Raw genomic sequence first — 17,012 nt, 5'->3', positions numbered from 1 at the left:
CTTACGGCCGCATCGCGAGCCGTGACGGGCCTGCCGTGCGGAGCGGTTCGGCAAGACGTGCAAACTCACACAGCAGCGAGCGCGTCTTCGTGGGGTTGATGACTTCCTCGACCCAGAACTTCTCGGCCGAACGGAATGGCGAGCGCAGCTTGTTGAGGCGCTCCTCGATTTCCTGCTGCTTGAGCTTTGGATCGTCCGCCGCGTCGATCTCGGCGCGATAGGCCGCCTCGATGCCGCCTTCCAGCGGCAGCGAGCCCCAATAGGCCGAAGGCCATGCGTAACGCATCGAGAACCGGTTGGCCGGCTGATGCACCACGCCAGCGACGCCGAACGCATTGCGGATGATGATCGTGCACCACGGCACCGTGGTCTGATTGACCGCGGCCATGGCGCGCACGCCGTGACGGATAGTCGCTGCCTTCTCCGCATCGAGCCCGATCATGAAACCCGGGCAATCCATGAGATAGACGACAGGCAGATGGAACGTCTCGGCGAGGTCGACGAAGCGCACGACCTTCTGGCAGGCTTCCGCGGTCCACGAGCCGCCATAGTGGAACGGATCGCTGGCAAGCAGCAGCACCGCACGGCCTTCGAGACGCGCAAAACCGGTGATGATCGGCCGGCCGAAATTTGCCGCCATCTCGAAAAACGAGCCTTTGTCGACGACGGCGTCGATGATCGGGCGCATCTTGTAGACCTGCCGGCGATTGCGCGGCACGGCTTTCAGCAGAGATTCTTCCGCACGTTCGGGATCGTCATTGCAGGCGATCGTCGGCGGCAAGTCATAGACAGACGATGGCAGATAGGACAGGAAGCGCCGCGCGCAGGCGAATGCCTCCTCTTCGGTCTCCACGGCATGATCGACGCCGCCAGCGCGCGTCTGGATATCGGCGCCGCCGAGTTCCTTCTTCTCAAGCGACTGGCCGAGGCGCGCGACAACGGGAGGCCCGGCGACGAACATCGCGGAATTCTTCGTCATCACCGAATAATGGCTGGCTGCGAGCCGCGCAGCGCCGAGGCCGGCGACTGAACCAAGGCCAAGGCCAACGACCGGCACCTGCGCCAGATTGGACGTCGTGTACCAGTACCAGCGCGTGCCCCCGACACCGCCCGGCAGATTGGCTGCGCCCCTGGTCTCGATGGTCTTGACCGAACCGCCGCCGCCAGAACCTTCAATCACGCGAATGATCGGCAGCCGGAAGTCGTGCGCCATTTCCTCGGCCATCAGCGGTTTGGCCGAGATCGACGCATCAGCCGAACCGCCGCGCACGGTGAAGTCATCGCCAACAACGACGACAGGCCGGCCGTCGATCTTGCCACGACCGAACACGCAATTAGCCGGCGTCAGATGCTTCAGCTCGCCAGACGCATCGTATTCACCGATGCCGGAGACTGCCCCGACTTCGTGAAAGCTTTTTGCATCTATCAGTCTGTCGATACGTTCACGAACTGTGAGCCGGCCTTGGTCATGCTGCCGCTTGACCTTGTCAGCGCCCCCCATCTCCCGCGCGAAGGCTTCGCGCCGGGCGAGGTCGTCGAGTTCCGGCTTCCAGTTCATTCATTCCCTCCGGGAGCATTTTTTTCTGAGCTGTTGGCGCGGGAGGCCCATCTGGAACGGGCGCACTGGTCAGGCCGCTATCTGCATTCTGAACCATCATGCTGATCGTGCCGCTGAGCTGACGCAGGATCGGAGCGATCTCGTCCTGCAGGCGCTGCTCGTCATACATGGCGGCAAGCAGACCGATGGTGACGACCACATAGGTCTGATACTGCGGCGACCAGATCGGCGTCGCAATGCCGGTAATATGCGGCGACCAAAGGCCACCTGCGAGGACGTAGCCGTTGTCACGCAGACATTCACGGTTCCCAACGATCTTGCCGCGCAGGATCTTGGCGTCCTCGGGCATTTCGCGCGCAATATCGTTGATCAGAGCATTGCCCACGTCTTCGTCGAGCGCTGCGGTGTAGGCATGACCGGCTGCAGTCCGGCCCATGGCAATGCGGCTGCCGGTGGTCGAATGCAATCCGAGCGCGTGATCGGCGCGGGCATATTCGAGATAGACCATGTGGAAACGATCGGGAATCGTGAAGCCGATCGTGCCAGGTACCTGCTCCGCCACTTCCTGCAAACGCAGGCGGATCAGGTTGCGCACCTGAAGTCCCCGCATCATCGAAGCACTCATCGCGACCGCACTCGATCCGATGCGGTACTTCTGATCTGCCGGCAGATAGGCGAGCTGGCCCATGCGCGTCAGCGTATGCGTCAGGCGCGATACGGTGGACCGCGGCAGGCCGCAACGATTGGAGATTTCGAGATTACCAAGCCGGGCATCATGGCCCTCGAAGCAGCGAAGAATATCAAAGGCGCGCGAGACCACCTGGATCACATCGCCGTCGCCTGCCAGATCGCTGGCGAGCATGCCTTGTTTGCTGAGCCGTTCCGAACGTCGTCCCATGATGCGTTTCCCTTAAAACGACGCATCTCACGGGGAGCCAATCCGTTGGATTGCCCCGATGTGCGCCGCCGTCCCGTTCCACTCTGCGGAATTATATTCCACTTGCGGGCTACGCTACCTCAGGCAATCTGCGGCGACAACACCAAGCTGCTCGTTTCTTTTCATTCTTAGGAATTGTCCGGTCGCGTCGGCGCTACACCTATAGCGAGCAGCCGCCCGCGTGATCGCGGAGAACACCATGCCAGAGATCAAGATCCTCAGCGAAGTCGCCGGCCGCATCTGCTCACTGCCGCTCGCAACCGGCGATTCCGTGAACGAAGGCGACGAAGTGGCATTTGTCGAAGCCATGAAGATGGAAATTCCGGTCGCCTCACCTGCCGCAGGTAAAATCAAATCGATGATTGTCGCGGTCGACGACGTGGTCGCGGAAGGACAGTTGCTCGGCACAGTCGAGACGTGAGCAGACATGCAGTGGCGGCCTCGACTGCCGTACCAATGTGCTGCGGCATTCTGTCTGAGATGGTGACCGATCCCATCATGCAGCGAACGGCCTCAGGACATTGCCAGCGCCTGACGGCGATGACATGATCGCCGAACAATAAAAAGCAATTCGCAAAGCGAATGCATCTGGAGGGGAAAATGCTTCACCGGCTCATCGCGCTGGCGTCCGTTGCCGTGCTCAGTACGACCGGCGCTGTATGCGCACAGGATATCAAGCTTCCACCGACCATGGCGGTCACCGCCTATGACACCGGCACTGCCGGCTTCAACATCGCCGTCGCCGTCGGCAAGATGATGAAGGACAAATATTCTACCGACGTGCGTGTGCTGCCTGCCGGCAATGATGTCGCGCGGCTGGCGCCATTGCGCGCCGGTCGCGCCACGATTGCCTGGATGGGCTCGGGCATCTACTTCGCGCAGGAAGGCGTGTTCGAATTCGGCGTCAAGGAATGGGGTCCACAGCCAGCGCAGGTCACGCTGTCGACCATCGACTGCAATGGCGCCTCGCTCGGCGTCGCCCGCGATATCGGCGTGAAGGAGATCAAGGATCTACGCGGCAAACGCGTCGGCTTCGTCGTCGGCTCACCTGCCCTGAACCAGAACTCGCTTGCGATCATGGCGTTCGGCGGTCTCACCAAGGCAGACATCAAGCCGATCGAGTTCGCAAGCTACGGTGCAATGTGGAAAGGCATGGTGAACAACGACGTCGATGCAGCCTTTGCTACCACGATCACTGGCCCAGCCAAGGAGGTCGAGACCTCGCCGCGCGGCATCATCTGGCCGCCGCTCCCAGCGGAAGACAAGGCCGGCTGGGAGCGCGTCAAGCGTGTGGCACCGTTCTTCAATCCGCATGTCGCGACCTGCGGCGCGGGCATCACAGCAGCAGCGCCCGTCAACATGAGCACCTACCCCTACCCCGTCGCGACCGTCTACGGCTCGCAGACGGAAGATCAGATCTACGCGATCACCAAGGCGATGATCGTCAACTTCGACGCCTACAAGGACAACGCACCAGGCGCTTTGGGCCTCGCCGTAAAAGCGCAGTCCATGAAATGGGTCGTTCCGTTTCATCCCGGCGCCGTGAAAGCCCTCAAGGAAGCCGGCAACTGGACGCTAGAAGACCAGGCACACAATGACGGACTGCTGAAGCGGCAGGACGTCTTGAAGGCCGCATGGAGCGAATACGCCAAGGCCAGTGCATCAGCCGGTGAAAAGGAGTTTCTCGACGGCTGGATGACGGCCCGCGCGGCTGCACTCAAGAAGGCCGGCATGCCGAACGGCTTCGAATAACGTCGTCATTTCTAGCTATAACCGCGAACAATAATCGGTGCCACTATGTCAATTTCGTCACCCGATCATGCGCGGCTCGTATCCGACATTCCCGTAAAAATGGAGCTCGACGATCCCCATGGGGTCGCCGACCTCCAGGAATCCGAGGTCTCGCGCGTCCGCGCCTTGCACAGCGTATGGCGCTGGGCGCTGATACTGGCCACCCTCGCGACCATCCTGCTCTGCATCAACCAGCAATTTTCGTTGCGCTTCTTTGTCGATGTCACGCAGCTCAACACCGAATATTTCTATCTACTGATCGCGTTGATGCTGCCGTTCACGTTCCTGATCTTTCCGGGAACGTCAAAGGCCGATCTCGACCGAGTGCCGTGGTACGACGTCGTGCTGTTCATCGCGACCTTCGCGGCCGCGATCTTCCTGATGATGAACATCCGCAAAGCCGCGCAATTTGGCTGGGAATTCGACGGCGCACCTAAACCCGTGATCGCCGCAGGTCTCGTGATGTGGTTCGTGCTGATGGAGGCGCTGCGCCGCACCGGCGGCTGGAGCCTGTTGCTCAGCGTCTTCCCCTTCACGCTGTATCCACTGTTTGCCGACGCCAAATGGCTCGGACCGTTCCGCGGCACCCAGTCGACGCTGGAGCAAACCACGGCCTATCACGTGCTGTCGGGCGAAAGCCTGCTCGGCATTCCGATCCAGGCATTTGCCGACACCGTGATCGGCTTCCTGGTGTTCGGCACGGCGCTGATGATGACAGGTGCCGGCAAGTTCTTCATCAACATTGCCTTCGCGATGTGCGGTACCTTCCGTGGTGGCGCGGCAAAGGTGTGCATCTTTGCATCCGGCCTGCTCGGCACCGTAGGCGGCAGCATCGTGTCCAATGTGCTCACCGCTGGAACGATGACGATCCCCGCGATGAAGAAAACCGGCTTCACGCCGTCCTATTCAGGAGCGATCGAGGCCTGCGCGTCCACCGGCGCCGTGCTGGCACCGCCGGTGCTGGGCGCGACGGCCTTCGTCATGGCGCAGTTCATGAACACGAGCTATGCCGACGTCGCGCTCGCCGCCACCATTCCGTCCATCTTGTATTACTTCGGTCTGTTCGCGCAGGTCGACAGCTACGCCGCGCGCCACAAGCTCGAAGGCATCCCGCGCGAGGAACTGCCCCGCTTCATGGATGCGCTCAAGGAGGGCTGGTACTATCTCTTTGTCATCGCGATCCTTGTCGTAATGCTGCTGTACTTCAAACGCGAGAGCCACGCGCCGTTCTACGCCACCGCTTTGCTGGTCATCCTGCATCAATGGTCAGGCCCGGCACCGTGGAAGAAGGGCAACACCGCCGTCCTGACGCTCTCGATTGTGCTGACCGGATTGATGGTCTGGCTCGATCTCCAGAACGCCTATCTATGGGGAATGTGCATCCTCGCTGCGCTCAATGAATTCTTCCCTGGCAAGAATTGGGGCGGCGCGCGCTGGATCCACTTCCTCGAACTCAACGGTAAGACCTTCGTCGAACTGATCGCCATTCTCGCCGGCTGTGGCCTGCTGATCGGCGCGTTCTCGCTCACCGGCGTAATCTCGAGCCTGGCCAACGACCTTCTGGCGATCGCCGGCGGCAACGTCTTCCTGCTGCTGATCATGTGTGCCTTCACCAGCCTGATCCTCGGCCTCGGCCTGACGACGACGTCCTGCTACATCTTCCTCGCTATCCTTGTCGCACCGGCGCTGGAGAAGCTCGGCCTCAACAAGATGGCCGTACACATGTTCATCTTCTATTGGGGCATGCTGTCGTCGATCACGCCACCGGTCGCCATCGCATCCTTTGCCGCCGCCGGCATCGCCGGCGCGCCGGCGATGAAGACCGGCTGGGAGTCGATGTGGGTCGGCAGCATCATCTATTTCATCCCGTTCTTCTTCGTGCTGAATCCGGCGCTGCTATTGCAGGGCGACAGCCCCTACCTCGAAGCGTTCGGCCTCACCGGCCTTGCCTGTCTCGGCATTGTCTTCATCTGCGGCGGCATTCAGGGCTATCAAGCCTATGTCGGCGATCTCCGCCGTGCGGGCGCGATGGAATGGCCACTACGTGTGCTGCTGGTGATCGGTGGCTTCGTGATGGCGACACCCGGCGGCGGCATCAATCCGCTGTCGCAGTGGCAGATCGTCGCCCTCGCCGCCTGCATTCTCGCGCCGACGGTGCTGATCGCGCTGGCGCTGATCAGGCGCGGCGATGCCCGGCTCGCGGTGTCATGACCGCGAAGGCATTCAGGTCGATTGAAGATTGAAAGCTAGAAAAACTCTTCCGGGCAGGGATCGACGATCTTCCAGAGATCCATGCCGTTCTTGATCTTTTTCATTTCCGGCGTGAGACCGCCGTTGCGCGCTAGCCAGTCTTTCACCGGCGGCGGATAATAGGCCATCAGGTCCGAGGTGCCCTCGTAGCTGATCACCTTCATGCCGAAGGTGAAGGCCTTGTCGTAATAGGCCTGATGGAAGCCCAAGCTGGCGCGCGGAGTCACGCAGACCTTGTTCATCGGCACGATGCCGAACACCAGGGTGCAGGCCGAATTGCAGATGCCGTCGATGATCACCCGCTCCTTGCGGTCGCGGATGCGCTCATACTTAGCCTTGTATTCCTCGACATAGCCGCCGTGGTCGCGGGTGATGCGCAAATCTGCCTTGGCCGGAGCCACGGACAGCACCAGCAGGGACATCAGGACAGGCAGCAGCGAAAGGCGCATCGCGTGATGAAACCGGTAAGGGACCCCAAGCCAACGCCCTTTTCCGGCATCAGCACACCGCCCGACTCTGGCCGGACAGTGCTAGTATTCCGTTAAGCATCGCCTTTGAGCGAAAAAAAGGCAGAAATCGGCCCTGCCTCACTCTCTGCCCACCCGGCCTAGCCGTTCAGGAACATCCGGTAGACCGGATTTTGCGTTTCGTCCTCATAGGGATAGCCGAGGGAGGTCAGCCGCTGCGTCAGGGTCGGCCGGTCGGCCTCCGGGACTTCAATCCCAACCAGTACCCGGCCGTAATCCGCACCGTGGTTACGGTAGTGGAACAGCGTGATGTTCCAGTCCGCGCCCATCTGATCGAGGAATTTCAGCAAGGCGCCCGGACGCTCCGGAAACTCGAAGCGCAGGATAACCTCGTCCCGCAAAGCCGGCGGTGCTCGCCCGCCAACCATATAGCGGATGTGCAGCTTGGCGGTTTCGTCTGCGCTGATGTCCAGCACCTTGTAGCCGAGCGCCTGCAACTGCCCGATCAGCTCGCCCTTGTCGTTCTTGGCGCCGCTCAGCTTCAGGCCGACAAAGACATTGGCTTCCTTGGCGTCGGCATAGCGATAGTTGAACTCGGTGATGTTGTGATTGCCGATGGTCTGAATAAAGCGGCGATAGCTGCCGGGCTGCTCCGGAATGGTCACGCCCAGCAGGATCTCACGCGCTTCACCGACCTCGGCACGCTCTGCGACGTGCCGCAGGCGATCGAAATTCATGTTGGCGCCGCTGTTGATGGCGACCAGCGCCCCCGTGCGCGTGGGATTGTTCGCGGCATAGCTCTTCAGTCCTGCCAGCGCCAAGGCGCCGGCCGGCTCCGCAATCACGCGCATATCCTCGAAAATATCCTTGATGGCAGCGCACATCTCGTCGGTGTCGGCCGTGATCACATCATCAAGCAATTCGCGGCAGAGACGGAATGTTTCGACGCCGGCCTGGCGCACGGCGACGCCGTCAGCGAACAAACCGACGCGATTGAGGACGACGCGCTCGCCGGCATCAATTGCGGCTTTCATCGATGCGGCATCGACGGGCTCGACACCGATGACCTTGGTCTCCGGGCGCAGAAACTTGATGAAGGACGCCACGCCAGCCGCAAGCCCGCCGCCGCCGATCGGCACAAATACCGCCTCGATCGGATCGGGATGCTGCTGCAGGATTTCCATGCCGATAGTGCCCTGCCCCGCGATCACGTCGGGATCGTCATAGGGATGCACGAAGGTCAGCTTCTGCTCGGCCTCGAGCTTGCGCGCATGCGCCGCTGCTTCGTCGAACGTGTCGCCGAACAGCACGGCATTGCCGCCCCAATATCTGACAGCATCGATCTTGATCGGCGGCGTGGTCACCGGCATCACGATGGTTGCCTTGATCCCGAGCCGCTGCGCCGACAGCGCCACGCCTTGCGCATGATTGCCAGCCGACGCGCAAATCACGCCGGCCGCGCGCTGCTCCGCGGACAGCCCTGCAATGCGGTTGTACGCGCCACGAATCTTGAACGAGAACACCGGCTGCAAATCCTCGCGCTTGAGCAGCACGGGGCTCCCCATGCGCGCGGTCAGCCGAACCATCGGGTCCAGCGGCGTCTGGATCGCGACGTCATAGACGCGGCTGTCCAGGATTTTGCGAACGTAGTCAGTCACGAGAGGTCCTTGAACGTGTCGGCGTACCAATGGAGCACAGAACTGCTTGCCGGCAGCTTGTCGGGCAGATGGGCACCGAAATGACCGAGAAATCAAGCCCCGTTTGCGCCTAAACACCTGTGCGGTTGGGCACGATTTCCCATATCGACGTTAACGATGGCGTACGGCTCCCAGCGTATATTGGCTTGCTGATCCAGATCATCAGAACCAGCGGCGCCCACGATGCAACTATCACCAATCGAACAGGCAGCAATATCAGGCCCCCGAGGCGATCACGCGCGTCAGGTCTGGATTGATTTTGCACGCGGTATAGGCGTCATTCTCGTGGTCTATGGCCACGTACTCGGCGGCCTGATACCGCCGCATCTGTTTCCTGACGGACCGCTCGCGCAGTGGATGAGCTATACGCTCTATACGTTCCACATGCCGCTGTTCTTCTTTCTCGCAGGCCTGAACGTGCAGCACAGCCTCGCACGCGGCGCTCGGCCGTTCCTCGCCGGCAAGGCATGGACGATCGCCTACCCTTATGTGCTGTGGTCGCTGATCCAGGGCGGCGTGATCATGCTGATATCGCGCAATGCCAATATTCCCATCACCGCCAGCGACCTCATGGCGATCTGGTATCGGCCGATGGCGCAATTCTGGTTTCTGTATGCCCTGATGATCTGCCACGTACTGGCCGTGCTCATTCCCAATCGCACCATCATGATTGTCGTCGCGCTCGCCGGTCTGATCGTGTTCATGCTGTTGCCGATCCGGCCCGATCTTGCGCTCACCACGCATCACCTGCCGTTTTATGTCGCAGGTCTCTATGCAACCCGCATCGTGATGGCGTGGCAGCCTCATGGGCGAACGGGCTGGATCATGTTGACCGTGATCGCCACCGCTTTCGCTGCGGCGGTTGCGATTGGAGGACCGCTCTCCGGCTTCGATGCAAATGGCGCGACTTCGCTTCCGGCATGCATTCTCGGCATCACCAGTGTGGTGGTGCTTTGCAAATTGCTGAACGAGACGCGGCATCGCTGGCTTGCACTCGTCGGCGTCATGTCCATGACGATCTATGTGCTGCACATCATGGCTGGGTCGGGAACGCGGATCATCATGCAGATGCTGCACGTGCCGCCAATGCCGTGGGCCTATCTCCTCGCAGGCACCGCGGCCGGCGTACTCTTGCCCATGGTAGCCCATGTCGTGTTGCAGCGGCTGAACCTGCTGGCACCACTCGGGCTTGCGCCACTGCCGAGGCGCAAACCTGCACCCGCTCCGTTTGTCAGCCAGGCAGCCCGGTCAGACTAAACTCTGCCGGTTCGCGCCTGCTCCAGGGGCATCACGGCATCCTCGGCAGGTCTGACAGTCTGGTCGTGCGGACAGGCCATCGCGAAGATCATCCAGAACAGAGCAGATATCTCACCTGACGAGATACTGGTCAGAGGCAAGTGAATCAGGATACCGCCAAGCGACAGAGCGCCGAGCACCACGCCTTCTTTGGTCGGCATCCGCCATGCCGCAGACGTGCTCCAGACCCCGACCCAGATATAGGCTGCCAAGCAGAGCAGTCCAACGGGAATGCCGAGCGTGAGCCAGCTCGCAATGATCTGGCCATCGACCGGCATGGTGCCCGCGACACCGATATCGGTGAAGCTGAAACCAGATCCCACCACCATGCTGTCAGGTGTATTCCACAGCGTCACGAATTCTTCGAGACGCTCGTTGCCGCTGCCATCCTCGGAACCGCTGCCGAGCGACTGCAGCCGCTCGGTGATCACATCGCCGAAGGGCGTGAACAGGACCGCCGCCATGGCTGCGCCGACGATGCCAAGTCCGGTCGCAAGCGCCCGCCGCCGTGTGGATTGAAACACCATGCAGAACACCACGGCCAGCGCGAGCGCGATCCAGCCGGTCCGATACAGCGACAGCAACAGACCCAGTGCCGCGGGCGCCAGGGCAATCAGAGACTGCCAGCCGGGTCTCAGAAAGCCCAACAACAGCAGTCCCGTTGCGGTGAAGGTCGCGTAAGTGGCGGGCCCGTTCATCGTGCTGAAGACGCGCACCATATAGGGTAGCGGATAGCCTGCCGACAGGATCGAGGCGTAGTTCATCCAGAACCGATCCCAACTCGGCGGATCGACATATTGCCAGATGCCGTAGAGACCCGTCAGCGGCAGCACCACCAGAAAGATACGCGCCATGGCATTGACGAGTTCGCCGTCGGACCTTGCGCGCTGCTGCAAAGCGATGCCGTAAAGCACAGGTGCCGCCCACTTCAACGCACCTGTCGCGGCGCTCATCCAGTCATTCTGAAAAACCGACAGCATGGCACCGTAAGCGATGCAGGCCAGCACGATAGCCGGCGCGATCAGCCAGGGATCGCGCAACTGCTCGCGGGACGACAGCAACGTCCACAGGCTCGGTAACGGCGTCAGGATGAACAACAGCGGCCCGATCAGCATGATGCTGGCCGCGTCGTAGCCCACCGACACATCGACCACGCGCCGCACGAATGGCGCGAAGGCAAACAGCAGGATGGCCGATTGGACATGGGCCGCGGTGCTGCGTCGCCACGCCAGCCAGCCAGCAGCGGCGCAGCCGACCACGAAGAGCGGACGCGACAGACCGCCCAGCGCGGGACCGACCACCAAGGTTACGATCAGAAGCAGCGCAGTCGGTAGCCACCCGGACAGGACGAAATCCGCCGGACCGGATTTGAGTCGGCCTTGATTCATAACGGCAGACTATCGCGAGCAGCCTCCCCGACGTTAGGCAAAACCGTTGCGCTCCCCCATCGCGGGGCTAGCTTTTGCGACTTTCGCCGCTATGGTGCCGCCGTCGCACTCGTAGCTCAGCTGGATAGAGCATCGGATTTCGATTCCGAGGGTCGGGCGTTCGAATCGCTCCGAGTGCACCATCACAGGTGCCCTTAAACGCCTGTGTCCATTCGGCTTTTCCAGAGACTAGGCGCTCGCTTCGCGCTCGATCGTCCGCAGCCGCACGAATGCCGCCCAAGCTTGGGGAAACTCGGCACTCTTGGCATCGATGGCCATCAAAGCCCGGAGGGCTTCCCGAATTTCGTCCGGCGAAGGCCGCTGAGATGAGGTTCCCGCTTTGGACTTCGCCCAGAGATCTTCAACCGATTTTGCCAGCACCAACGCCTCGGCATTCGTTCGTTTCTGCACATGCTTTGCCAACACGTGGTCCGGCGGAAAGACTGGCCACGCGGTCGGCGGCTTGTCGGCACGCCAGTCGGCTTCGGGGCCGGGCGTGGTTTTGAATGTCTGGTTTCCCGATTGCTGCCCGCCGGAGCCGGGTTGGCCTGCCAGACGTCCGAGTTGCTGCTCGGTCGTCCCGGCCGGTCCACTGCCCGCAGGTGATAGTTGCGACGCCATATCCGTAAGCACTGACGGATCGGCTGTCGGCAGCGTCTTTTGAACCAGCTTGATCGCCTGGAGCGCACTGGGTGATATGCCGATCTTCTGTTGAGCCAGCTTCTCTTCTTCTTCAGAGACCGGACAAGCCTTGTACGCATCGTGCCGTTGCGCGATCTCTCCATCGTCGTCGATACGCGCAAAGTCGATGGCGACCGTGTAAACGAAAGCTCGATGCCCGGTGTAAGCTCCCGATTTGTCCTTGGCGTTCACGCTGCCGCAAACATATTTCCTGTTATCGACCTGGACCGACCGCAAGCCATCGAATTGCGCAGATGACGGATTGAGCAAGAGTCGCATGACTGCAGCACGCGCCTTCGAGTTATTGGTTGTCAGGATGGCATCCAGCGCATAGTCGGGCCGAATGAAGGACGGCTGATAATAGAACACGGATGCGGCCGCAAAAAACGCTGCACCCACGCCGGCAGATATCAGGGCAGCTGGCGTGTTCATGCAGTAACGTGCTCCACCGAGGCCCTTCAACAAGCCAGGGATTCCACTTTACATTGCACCAGCTTGTAACCATTCCGTTAACGCGCACCTCCACAACCGCCGCGTCTGAAACCCGTCGTTGCGGTTGCACGATTCAACCGAATAAGGCTGTGCGCCGCGGCGCTCTTTGAAAACAACATCTCGATGGCGTGCTGAACCGCAAAGTCTGCCGTCAGCGGCATTTACCAGCCGTTACCACCATCCAATTTAAAATCCCCGGCGCCAAGGAAGCGTCGATGACCCCTGAAAAACCAAATGCTGGCCGCGTCGCGTTCGAGCGCGGTTTCCCTGTCTGGCTCATGGCCATTGACGGCACATGGCGCCGCAGCTGCCGCATCATGGACGTGTCCGAGACGGGCGCACGCCTTATCGTCGAGAGTTCGATCGAGGGCATTAATCTCAAGGAATTCTTCCTGCTGCTGTCGTCCACAGGACTGGCGTTCCGTCGCTGCGAGCTGGCCTGGGTCAATGGCGAGGAAATCGGCGCGACATTTCTGCGACAGGGCGCCAAGAAGAAAGCCGCTCGGCCGGCTGACACCGAATCCTGACATCCCTGCGACCGTTTCCGGAACCTGGCACCGACACGCAGCGGCTGACGCTCTCCACGGATCTGCCCAACTTTGCGGCAGGAACATTCGCGCGCCCGAACTCTTGTTGTCCCGTGAACAGTTGGGTGCGTTTATCCGTTTGAACCCGGGAGCCACCGTGAAGAATTTTTCCCATGCCGCGTTTCCGCCAGACACAATCTCAGTGATGAAACAAGCGCTGGACGGGGCTGTTTCAACGCTGCCGCATCCCGTCAACTCCGCTCACGTGCAATCCATCGCCGAAAGCATCCTGCGCACCACAAGCGAGGGTGAACGCGATCCCACGATGCTCCAGACCATGGCGCTGCTGGAATTGCGGATTACCCAGCGGGACTGACGGCCGATCGATCATCACGACCTCGTGGATAACGAAAGTGGGGCTTGCTGCAGCGCAACCAGATGCCATATTCCGCGTTATCGCCTCATCACGGAGGTTGCCGCATGCCCTACGCGCTGTTTTCAAATTCGGTCAAAGTCAGCAAGGCCTTCCCCAACAAATCCGATGTCTGGCGGCATGCCGTCGAGAGTGGCTTGGTGATGGAAGTCGGCCTGGGCGAGGAAGATCCGCCGCGTCGTCTTCTCGATATCGGCTATGCGATCCACGCATGTGCCGCCGATCCAGTCGAGAAATCGGCCGCTACAGGCATGAGCGAGCACGACATCAGCCAGATGATTGCCGCCTGTCAGCTCAATCAGCGGTCCGCAGCCGCCGCATCGTAAATTCAATGTCGCCGTCTGGCAGCTCGCGCCAGCGCTCAACTTCGCTCATGTAGGCTTGCTTCGGGAACCGATCCAGAAACGCCCGCGCCATCTTGCGGGCGTTTTCGCGTGGCTGTGTGAAGCTCTCGCGCACATAGCCGTCATCAAGGGCACGCCGCTGCTGGCGCGCGGCCATTCTCTCCGCCAGATCGCGCGGTGTTCCCGGCATTGCTGCTACTCCGGACACAAGCAACGTCTGATAGATTGTCACGGATGACCGGCAGATCAAGCGTCATGTTTCACGGCGCGACAGGTTTGCGCTCAGAAGAAAGGGCGCACCGATCACTCGGCGCGCCCCCTTCCCTGTTCTCGCTGAACCAGGCGCCGAGACGCCCTTCCGAAGCTCAAAGAGTGAGCTTAGCGGGCGGCCTCAGCGAGGTGACAGCGCTTGGAATTAGACACTGGACCACCTCCTTTCATTGTTCGTGACAGCCTGAGTATAGGAAAGATTCGCGCCGTGTTAAGGGGCGCGATCCAGACGAGCCATGCAATCTCGCACAGGGCGCGCGAGCCAGCCGCCGTTGTGAAGGCTTGGCCATGCATGCATCATCTTTCTCTGCTGTTGCTCCGCGCATCACCTGAGCAAGCATTGGACAGCGGTAAAATCAATCAAGGACGGAAGCGACCATTGGGCTTGCCCCACCTTGTCCATTAGGTCTCTTCCCCGATGTCCAGCAATCTCGACGCCCGGCCGAAAGGCGTGATGACGCGTCGCGCTGCCATTATTTTTCAGATCGCAACGCTCGGCACTGTCGCCATGTTCGCCAGCGCACCGACACCACTCTACCGGATCTATCAGGACCACTGGCACCTCTCGCCGGTCATGGTCACGACGGTGTTCTCCGCCTATGCGCTCAGTCTGCTGGTTGCGCTGCTGACGGTCGGGGGATTGTCGGATTATATCGGTCGCCGGCCCGTGATGTTCTCGGCGCTGATCCTGAATGTCCTGGCACTGCTGGTTTTCATTACGGCAGATTCCGTCGTGGCACTGATCACCGCCCGCATCATTCAGGGATTTGCAACCGGCATTGCCTTCGGCACCATCGGTGCTGCCATGCTCGATCTGAACCGCGCGCACGGATCGCTGATGAACAGCCTGACGCCCGTAACGGGCACAGGGATCGGCGCGTTGCTATCAGGCGTGCTCGTCAGCTACGCGCCAATGCCGACCCAACTGGTCTATCTGCTGCTCCTCGCAGTAACGCTCATACAAGCCGTTCTGCTGTGGTGGATGCCGGAAACGGTTGCGCGTCGTCCCGGCGCATGGGCGTCGCTCCGACCGATCGTGACCGTACCGCCTCACGTGCGACAACCCTTGACCCTAGTCTCGCCGGGCAACGTTGCCGTCTGGGCGTTGGGCGGATTCTACTTGTCGCTGATGCCCTCGCTGCTCCGGCTCATCACCGGATCGAATTCGCCTCTCCTTGGTGGAATCGCCGTGACGGCGCTGACCTTGAGCGGTGCCGCCTCTATGCTGGTGGCGCGCAAATGGCCTGGCACCACCATTCTGATCCGCAGCATGGTGTGTCTTATTCTCGGCGTGGTGATCACGCTGGGCGGGGTCTACACACAGAGCATCCCGCAACTATTGGTCGGCACCGTCATTGCCGGTTTCGGCTTCGGCGCCGGATTCTTCGGTAGCATCCGGACCGTTGTGCCGCTTGTCCCCGCGCATGAACGCGCTGGATTGCTCTCCGTAATTTTCATCATCTGCTATCTCGCCTTCAGCCTGCCGACTATCGTCGCAGGCTTGGCGATCCCGACGCTCGGCCTGCCGCTGACGCTCGATATCTATGGCGCCGCGGTCATTGTCCTCGCGGCGATCTCGCTGATCGCCGCGCTCGCATCGGTCCGCCGGGCGTTGTGACCAGCTACGTCATGCTACCTGGCATGAAACAACGGATCACTGTGCCGGACGACCCCTGTATCGGCCACACCATGGTGCGACCGACGCGGTTCGGCACCGTGATGACAGCTTCGTCAGGTACGTCGAGCCACATCCCGTCGATCCGCACCTTGTAGTGTCCACTGTTGGATTCCCAATCCACATCGCTGACGGCGCTGCCGTCTGCATCGGAACAACACGGACCCTTGCCGCTGCGCAGACTATCGAACCAGGCTTTCAGATCGGGGCTGGTATTGGCGAATTGTCCGCGATCGCGCGCAGCGACCGATTGCATCAGCGGCACAGATAACAGAGCCGCAATACACAAGGTCGGCACTCCCAGCTTCAGCCTGCCTGCACGACGCCGGACGCGTCGATCGTGAGAGATAGTAGTTGGCGAACACGGCGCGTCGGCGCCGGAAGTCATCCAGTCGCTCATTTGCTTGCTCCAGCCCCCGGCCGGCACAATGATGTTCAGGTTTGTCGCGGGCAACGTGCCCGCCTCTTCCGTAGTCACTCACGCAAAGCGCATCATACGACTATCGAAGAACGGCTGCGCTTCAACTTCGCGGCAGACGCCCAATCAAACGATAGGCGATTCTCCGTTAGCACCGGCAGGCTCTCTTCGCACTGCAGCGAATTTGTGGTGATAACTTCAATGGCAGAGGTATTTAAGAACGCCCTCGTCGTGAAGTGCCAAGGCGGCAAGCGAGCGCACCTGCGTCACTCGGTCTTTCGCTCGTGCACCAACAGCGCCCGCGAATGCGTTGACGTTGGTATACGGTCTTTGCAATACTTCTGATTGCGCAACCAAGGGACGGGTTCGCGCCATCGGGCTATTATGAAGAATGGACTCTACTCGATCCATGTCGAGCTTCTCGACGGGCGTTCAGGCAAGGGCAGCGGTGTTGTAACCTTTCGCGAAGGCGAACTGCTCGGCGGCGACGCGTACCTGTTCTACGTCGGTACCTATGTTCTCAACAAGGAAGCCGGCACCTTCAAGGGCGAGGTTTCCGTCATGCAGCACACGCCCAGCCCTGACATGAGTCCACTGTTCGGTGGCCAGAGCCAACCGGTCGGTATCGGTCTGTCGGGTACTTTCACGGATACGTCGGCGACGATGAACGGCACAGCGCTCGTCGGCAAGCACAGCCAGATATTCCGCGCGACACTGCGCAAGCTTGCGGAATTTCAGCAGTAGCAGCG

17 protein-coding genes and 1 tRNA gene are annotated in these 17,012 nt (G+C 60.9%); 10 read left to right on the top strand and 8 right to left on the bottom strand.

Annotated elements, in window-relative coordinates:
- Position 1: 1 nt before the first annotated feature.
- Together AB8B20_RS00970 and AB8B20_RS00965 are read right to left on the bottom strand one after the other, a co-directional pair.
- The gene (locus tag AB8B20_RS00970; RefSeq protein WP_184516056.1) at positions 2-1,558 is read right to left on the bottom strand and encodes an acyl-CoA carboxylase subunit beta; all 1,557 of its coding nucleotides are present in this window, start codon (positions 1,556-1,558) and stop codon (positions 2-4) included.
- A complete protein-coding gene (locus tag AB8B20_RS00965; protein ID WP_439071374.1) occupies positions 1,488-2,456 on the bottom strand; it encodes an IclR family transcriptional regulator in 969 nt (322 codons plus the stop codon). Before AB8B20_RS00965 ends, AB8B20_RS00970 begins: the two co-directional genes overlap by 71 nt.
- 238 nt (positions 2,457-2,694) lie before the next feature.
- Here AB8B20_RS00965 and AB8B20_RS00960 point away from each other — a divergent pair, with 238 nt between their 5' ends.
- The 3 genes from AB8B20_RS00960 to AB8B20_RS00950 all read left to right on the top strand — a co-directional run bounded on the left by AB8B20_RS00960 (position 2,695) and on the right by AB8B20_RS00950 (position 6,497).
- A complete protein-coding gene (locus tag AB8B20_RS00960; RefSeq protein ID WP_068730696.1) occupies positions 2,695-2,916 on the top strand; it encodes an acetyl-CoA carboxylase biotin carboxyl carrier protein subunit in 222 nt (73 codons plus the stop codon).
- A gap of 179 nt (positions 2,917-3,095) precedes the next feature.
- Positions 3,096-4,247, top strand: coding sequence for a TAXI family TRAP transporter solute-binding subunit (locus AB8B20_RS00955; RefSeq protein WP_439071373.1), 1,152 nt, complete (start codon positions 3,096-3,098; stop codon positions 4,245-4,247).
- A 45-nt stretch (positions 4,248-4,292) separates the two neighbouring features.
- The gene (locus AB8B20_RS00950; protein WP_439071372.1) at positions 4,293-6,497 is read left to right on the top strand and encodes a TRAP transporter permease; all 2,205 of its coding nucleotides are present in this window, start codon (positions 4,293-4,295) and stop codon (positions 6,495-6,497) included.
- Between the two features lie 35 nt (positions 6,498-6,532).
- On the opposite strand, the gene AB8B20_RS00945 is transcribed toward AB8B20_RS00950, so the two are convergent.
- Together AB8B20_RS00945 and ilvA are read right to left on the bottom strand one after the other, a co-directional pair.
- Complete coding sequence (locus AB8B20_RS00945) at positions 6,533-6,985, bottom strand: hypothetical protein (RefSeq protein ID WP_089267265.1); 453 nt, start codon at positions 6,983-6,985, stop codon at positions 6,533-6,535.
- Positions 6,986-7,143: 158 nt separating this feature from the next.
- Complete coding sequence (gene ilvA, locus AB8B20_RS00940; protein ID WP_115033224.1) at positions 7,144-8,661, bottom strand: threonine ammonia-lyase, biosynthetic; 1,518 nt, start codon at positions 8,659-8,661, stop codon at positions 7,144-7,146.
- Positions 8,662-8,883: 222 nt separating this feature from the next.
- Here ilvA and AB8B20_RS00935 point away from each other — a divergent pair, with 222 nt between their 5' ends.
- Positions 8,884-9,957, top strand: a complete 1,074-nt coding sequence (locus AB8B20_RS00935) for an acyltransferase family protein (protein ID WP_439071371.1) — start codon at positions 8,884-8,886, stop codon at positions 9,955-9,957.
- Here the strand turns inward: AB8B20_RS00935 and AB8B20_RS00930 are convergent.
- Positions 9,954-11,384 (bottom strand): O-antigen ligase domain-containing protein, encoded by a 1,431-nt coding sequence (locus tag AB8B20_RS00930; RefSeq protein WP_439071370.1) that lies wholly within the window; start codon positions 11,382-11,384, stop codon positions 9,954-9,956. The genes AB8B20_RS00935 and AB8B20_RS00930 overlap by 4 nt on opposite strands.
- Before the next feature lie 105 nt (positions 11,385-11,489).
- Between AB8B20_RS00930 and AB8B20_RS00925 the strand changes: the two genes are divergently transcribed.
- A tRNA-Arg gene (locus AB8B20_RS00925) sits at positions 11,490-11,566 on the top strand.
- A 46-nt stretch (positions 11,567-11,612) separates the two neighbouring features.
- Here AB8B20_RS00925 and AB8B20_RS00920 read toward each other — a convergent pair.
- Positions 11,613-12,569 carry a hypothetical protein gene (locus tag AB8B20_RS00920; RefSeq protein ID WP_439071369.1) on the bottom strand — a complete coding sequence of 319 codons (957 nt, stop codon included), beginning with the start codon at positions 12,567-12,569 and terminating at the stop codon, positions 11,613-11,615.
- 242 nt (positions 12,570-12,811) lie between these two features.
- On the opposite strand from AB8B20_RS00920, the gene AB8B20_RS00915 reads away from it, so the two are divergent.
- The 3 genes from AB8B20_RS00915 to AB8B20_RS00905 all read left to right on the top strand — a co-directional run bounded on the left by AB8B20_RS00915 (position 12,812) and on the right by AB8B20_RS00905 (position 13,882).
- Complete coding sequence (locus tag AB8B20_RS00915) at positions 12,812-13,123, top strand: pilus assembly protein PilZ (RefSeq protein ID WP_089267262.1); 312 nt, start codon at positions 12,812-12,814, stop codon at positions 13,121-13,123.
- A gap of 157 nt (positions 13,124-13,280) precedes the next feature.
- A complete protein-coding gene (locus AB8B20_RS00910) occupies positions 13,281-13,499 on the top strand; it encodes a hypothetical protein (protein WP_093759133.1) in 219 nt (72 codons plus the stop codon).
- A gap of 104 nt (positions 13,500-13,603) precedes the next feature.
- A complete protein-coding gene (locus AB8B20_RS00905; RefSeq protein ID WP_439071368.1) occupies positions 13,604-13,882 on the top strand; it encodes a hypothetical protein in 279 nt (92 codons plus the stop codon).
- Here AB8B20_RS00905 and AB8B20_RS00900 read toward each other — a convergent pair.
- The gene (locus AB8B20_RS00900) at positions 13,851-14,090 is read right to left on the bottom strand and encodes a hypothetical protein (RefSeq protein WP_439071367.1); all 240 of its coding nucleotides are present in this window, start codon (positions 14,088-14,090) and stop codon (positions 13,851-13,853) included. The two genes, AB8B20_RS00905 and AB8B20_RS00900, sit on opposite strands and share 32 nt — an antisense overlap.
- 498 nt (positions 14,091-14,588) lie before the next feature.
- On the opposite strand from AB8B20_RS00900, the gene AB8B20_RS00895 reads away from it, so the two are divergent.
- Complete coding sequence (locus AB8B20_RS00895) at positions 14,589-15,788, top strand: MFS transporter (RefSeq protein ID WP_439071366.1); 1,200 nt, start codon at positions 14,589-14,591, stop codon at positions 15,786-15,788.
- Positions 15,789-15,792: 4 nt separating this feature from the next.
- On the opposite strand, the gene AB8B20_RS00890 is transcribed toward AB8B20_RS00895, so the two are convergent.
- A complete protein-coding gene (locus AB8B20_RS00890; protein ID WP_439071365.1) occupies positions 15,793-16,245 on the bottom strand; it encodes a hypothetical protein in 453 nt (150 codons plus the stop codon).
- A 402-nt stretch (positions 16,246-16,647) separates the two neighbouring features.
- On the opposite strand from AB8B20_RS00890, the gene AB8B20_RS00885 reads away from it, so the two are divergent.
- Positions 16,648-17,007 (top strand): GrlR family regulatory protein, encoded by a 360-nt coding sequence (locus tag AB8B20_RS00885; RefSeq protein WP_089267259.1) that lies wholly within the window; start codon positions 16,648-16,650, stop codon positions 17,005-17,007.
- Positions 17,008-17,012: the final 5 nt, after the last annotated feature.

It is taken from the genome of Tardiphaga sp. 866_E4_N1_4 (assembly GCF_052076075.1).
Lineage (GTDB): Bacteria > Pseudomonadota > Alphaproteobacteria > Rhizobiales > Xanthobacteraceae > Tardiphaga > Tardiphaga robiniae.
This window is presented reverse-complemented; position numbering and strand designations above follow the sequence as displayed.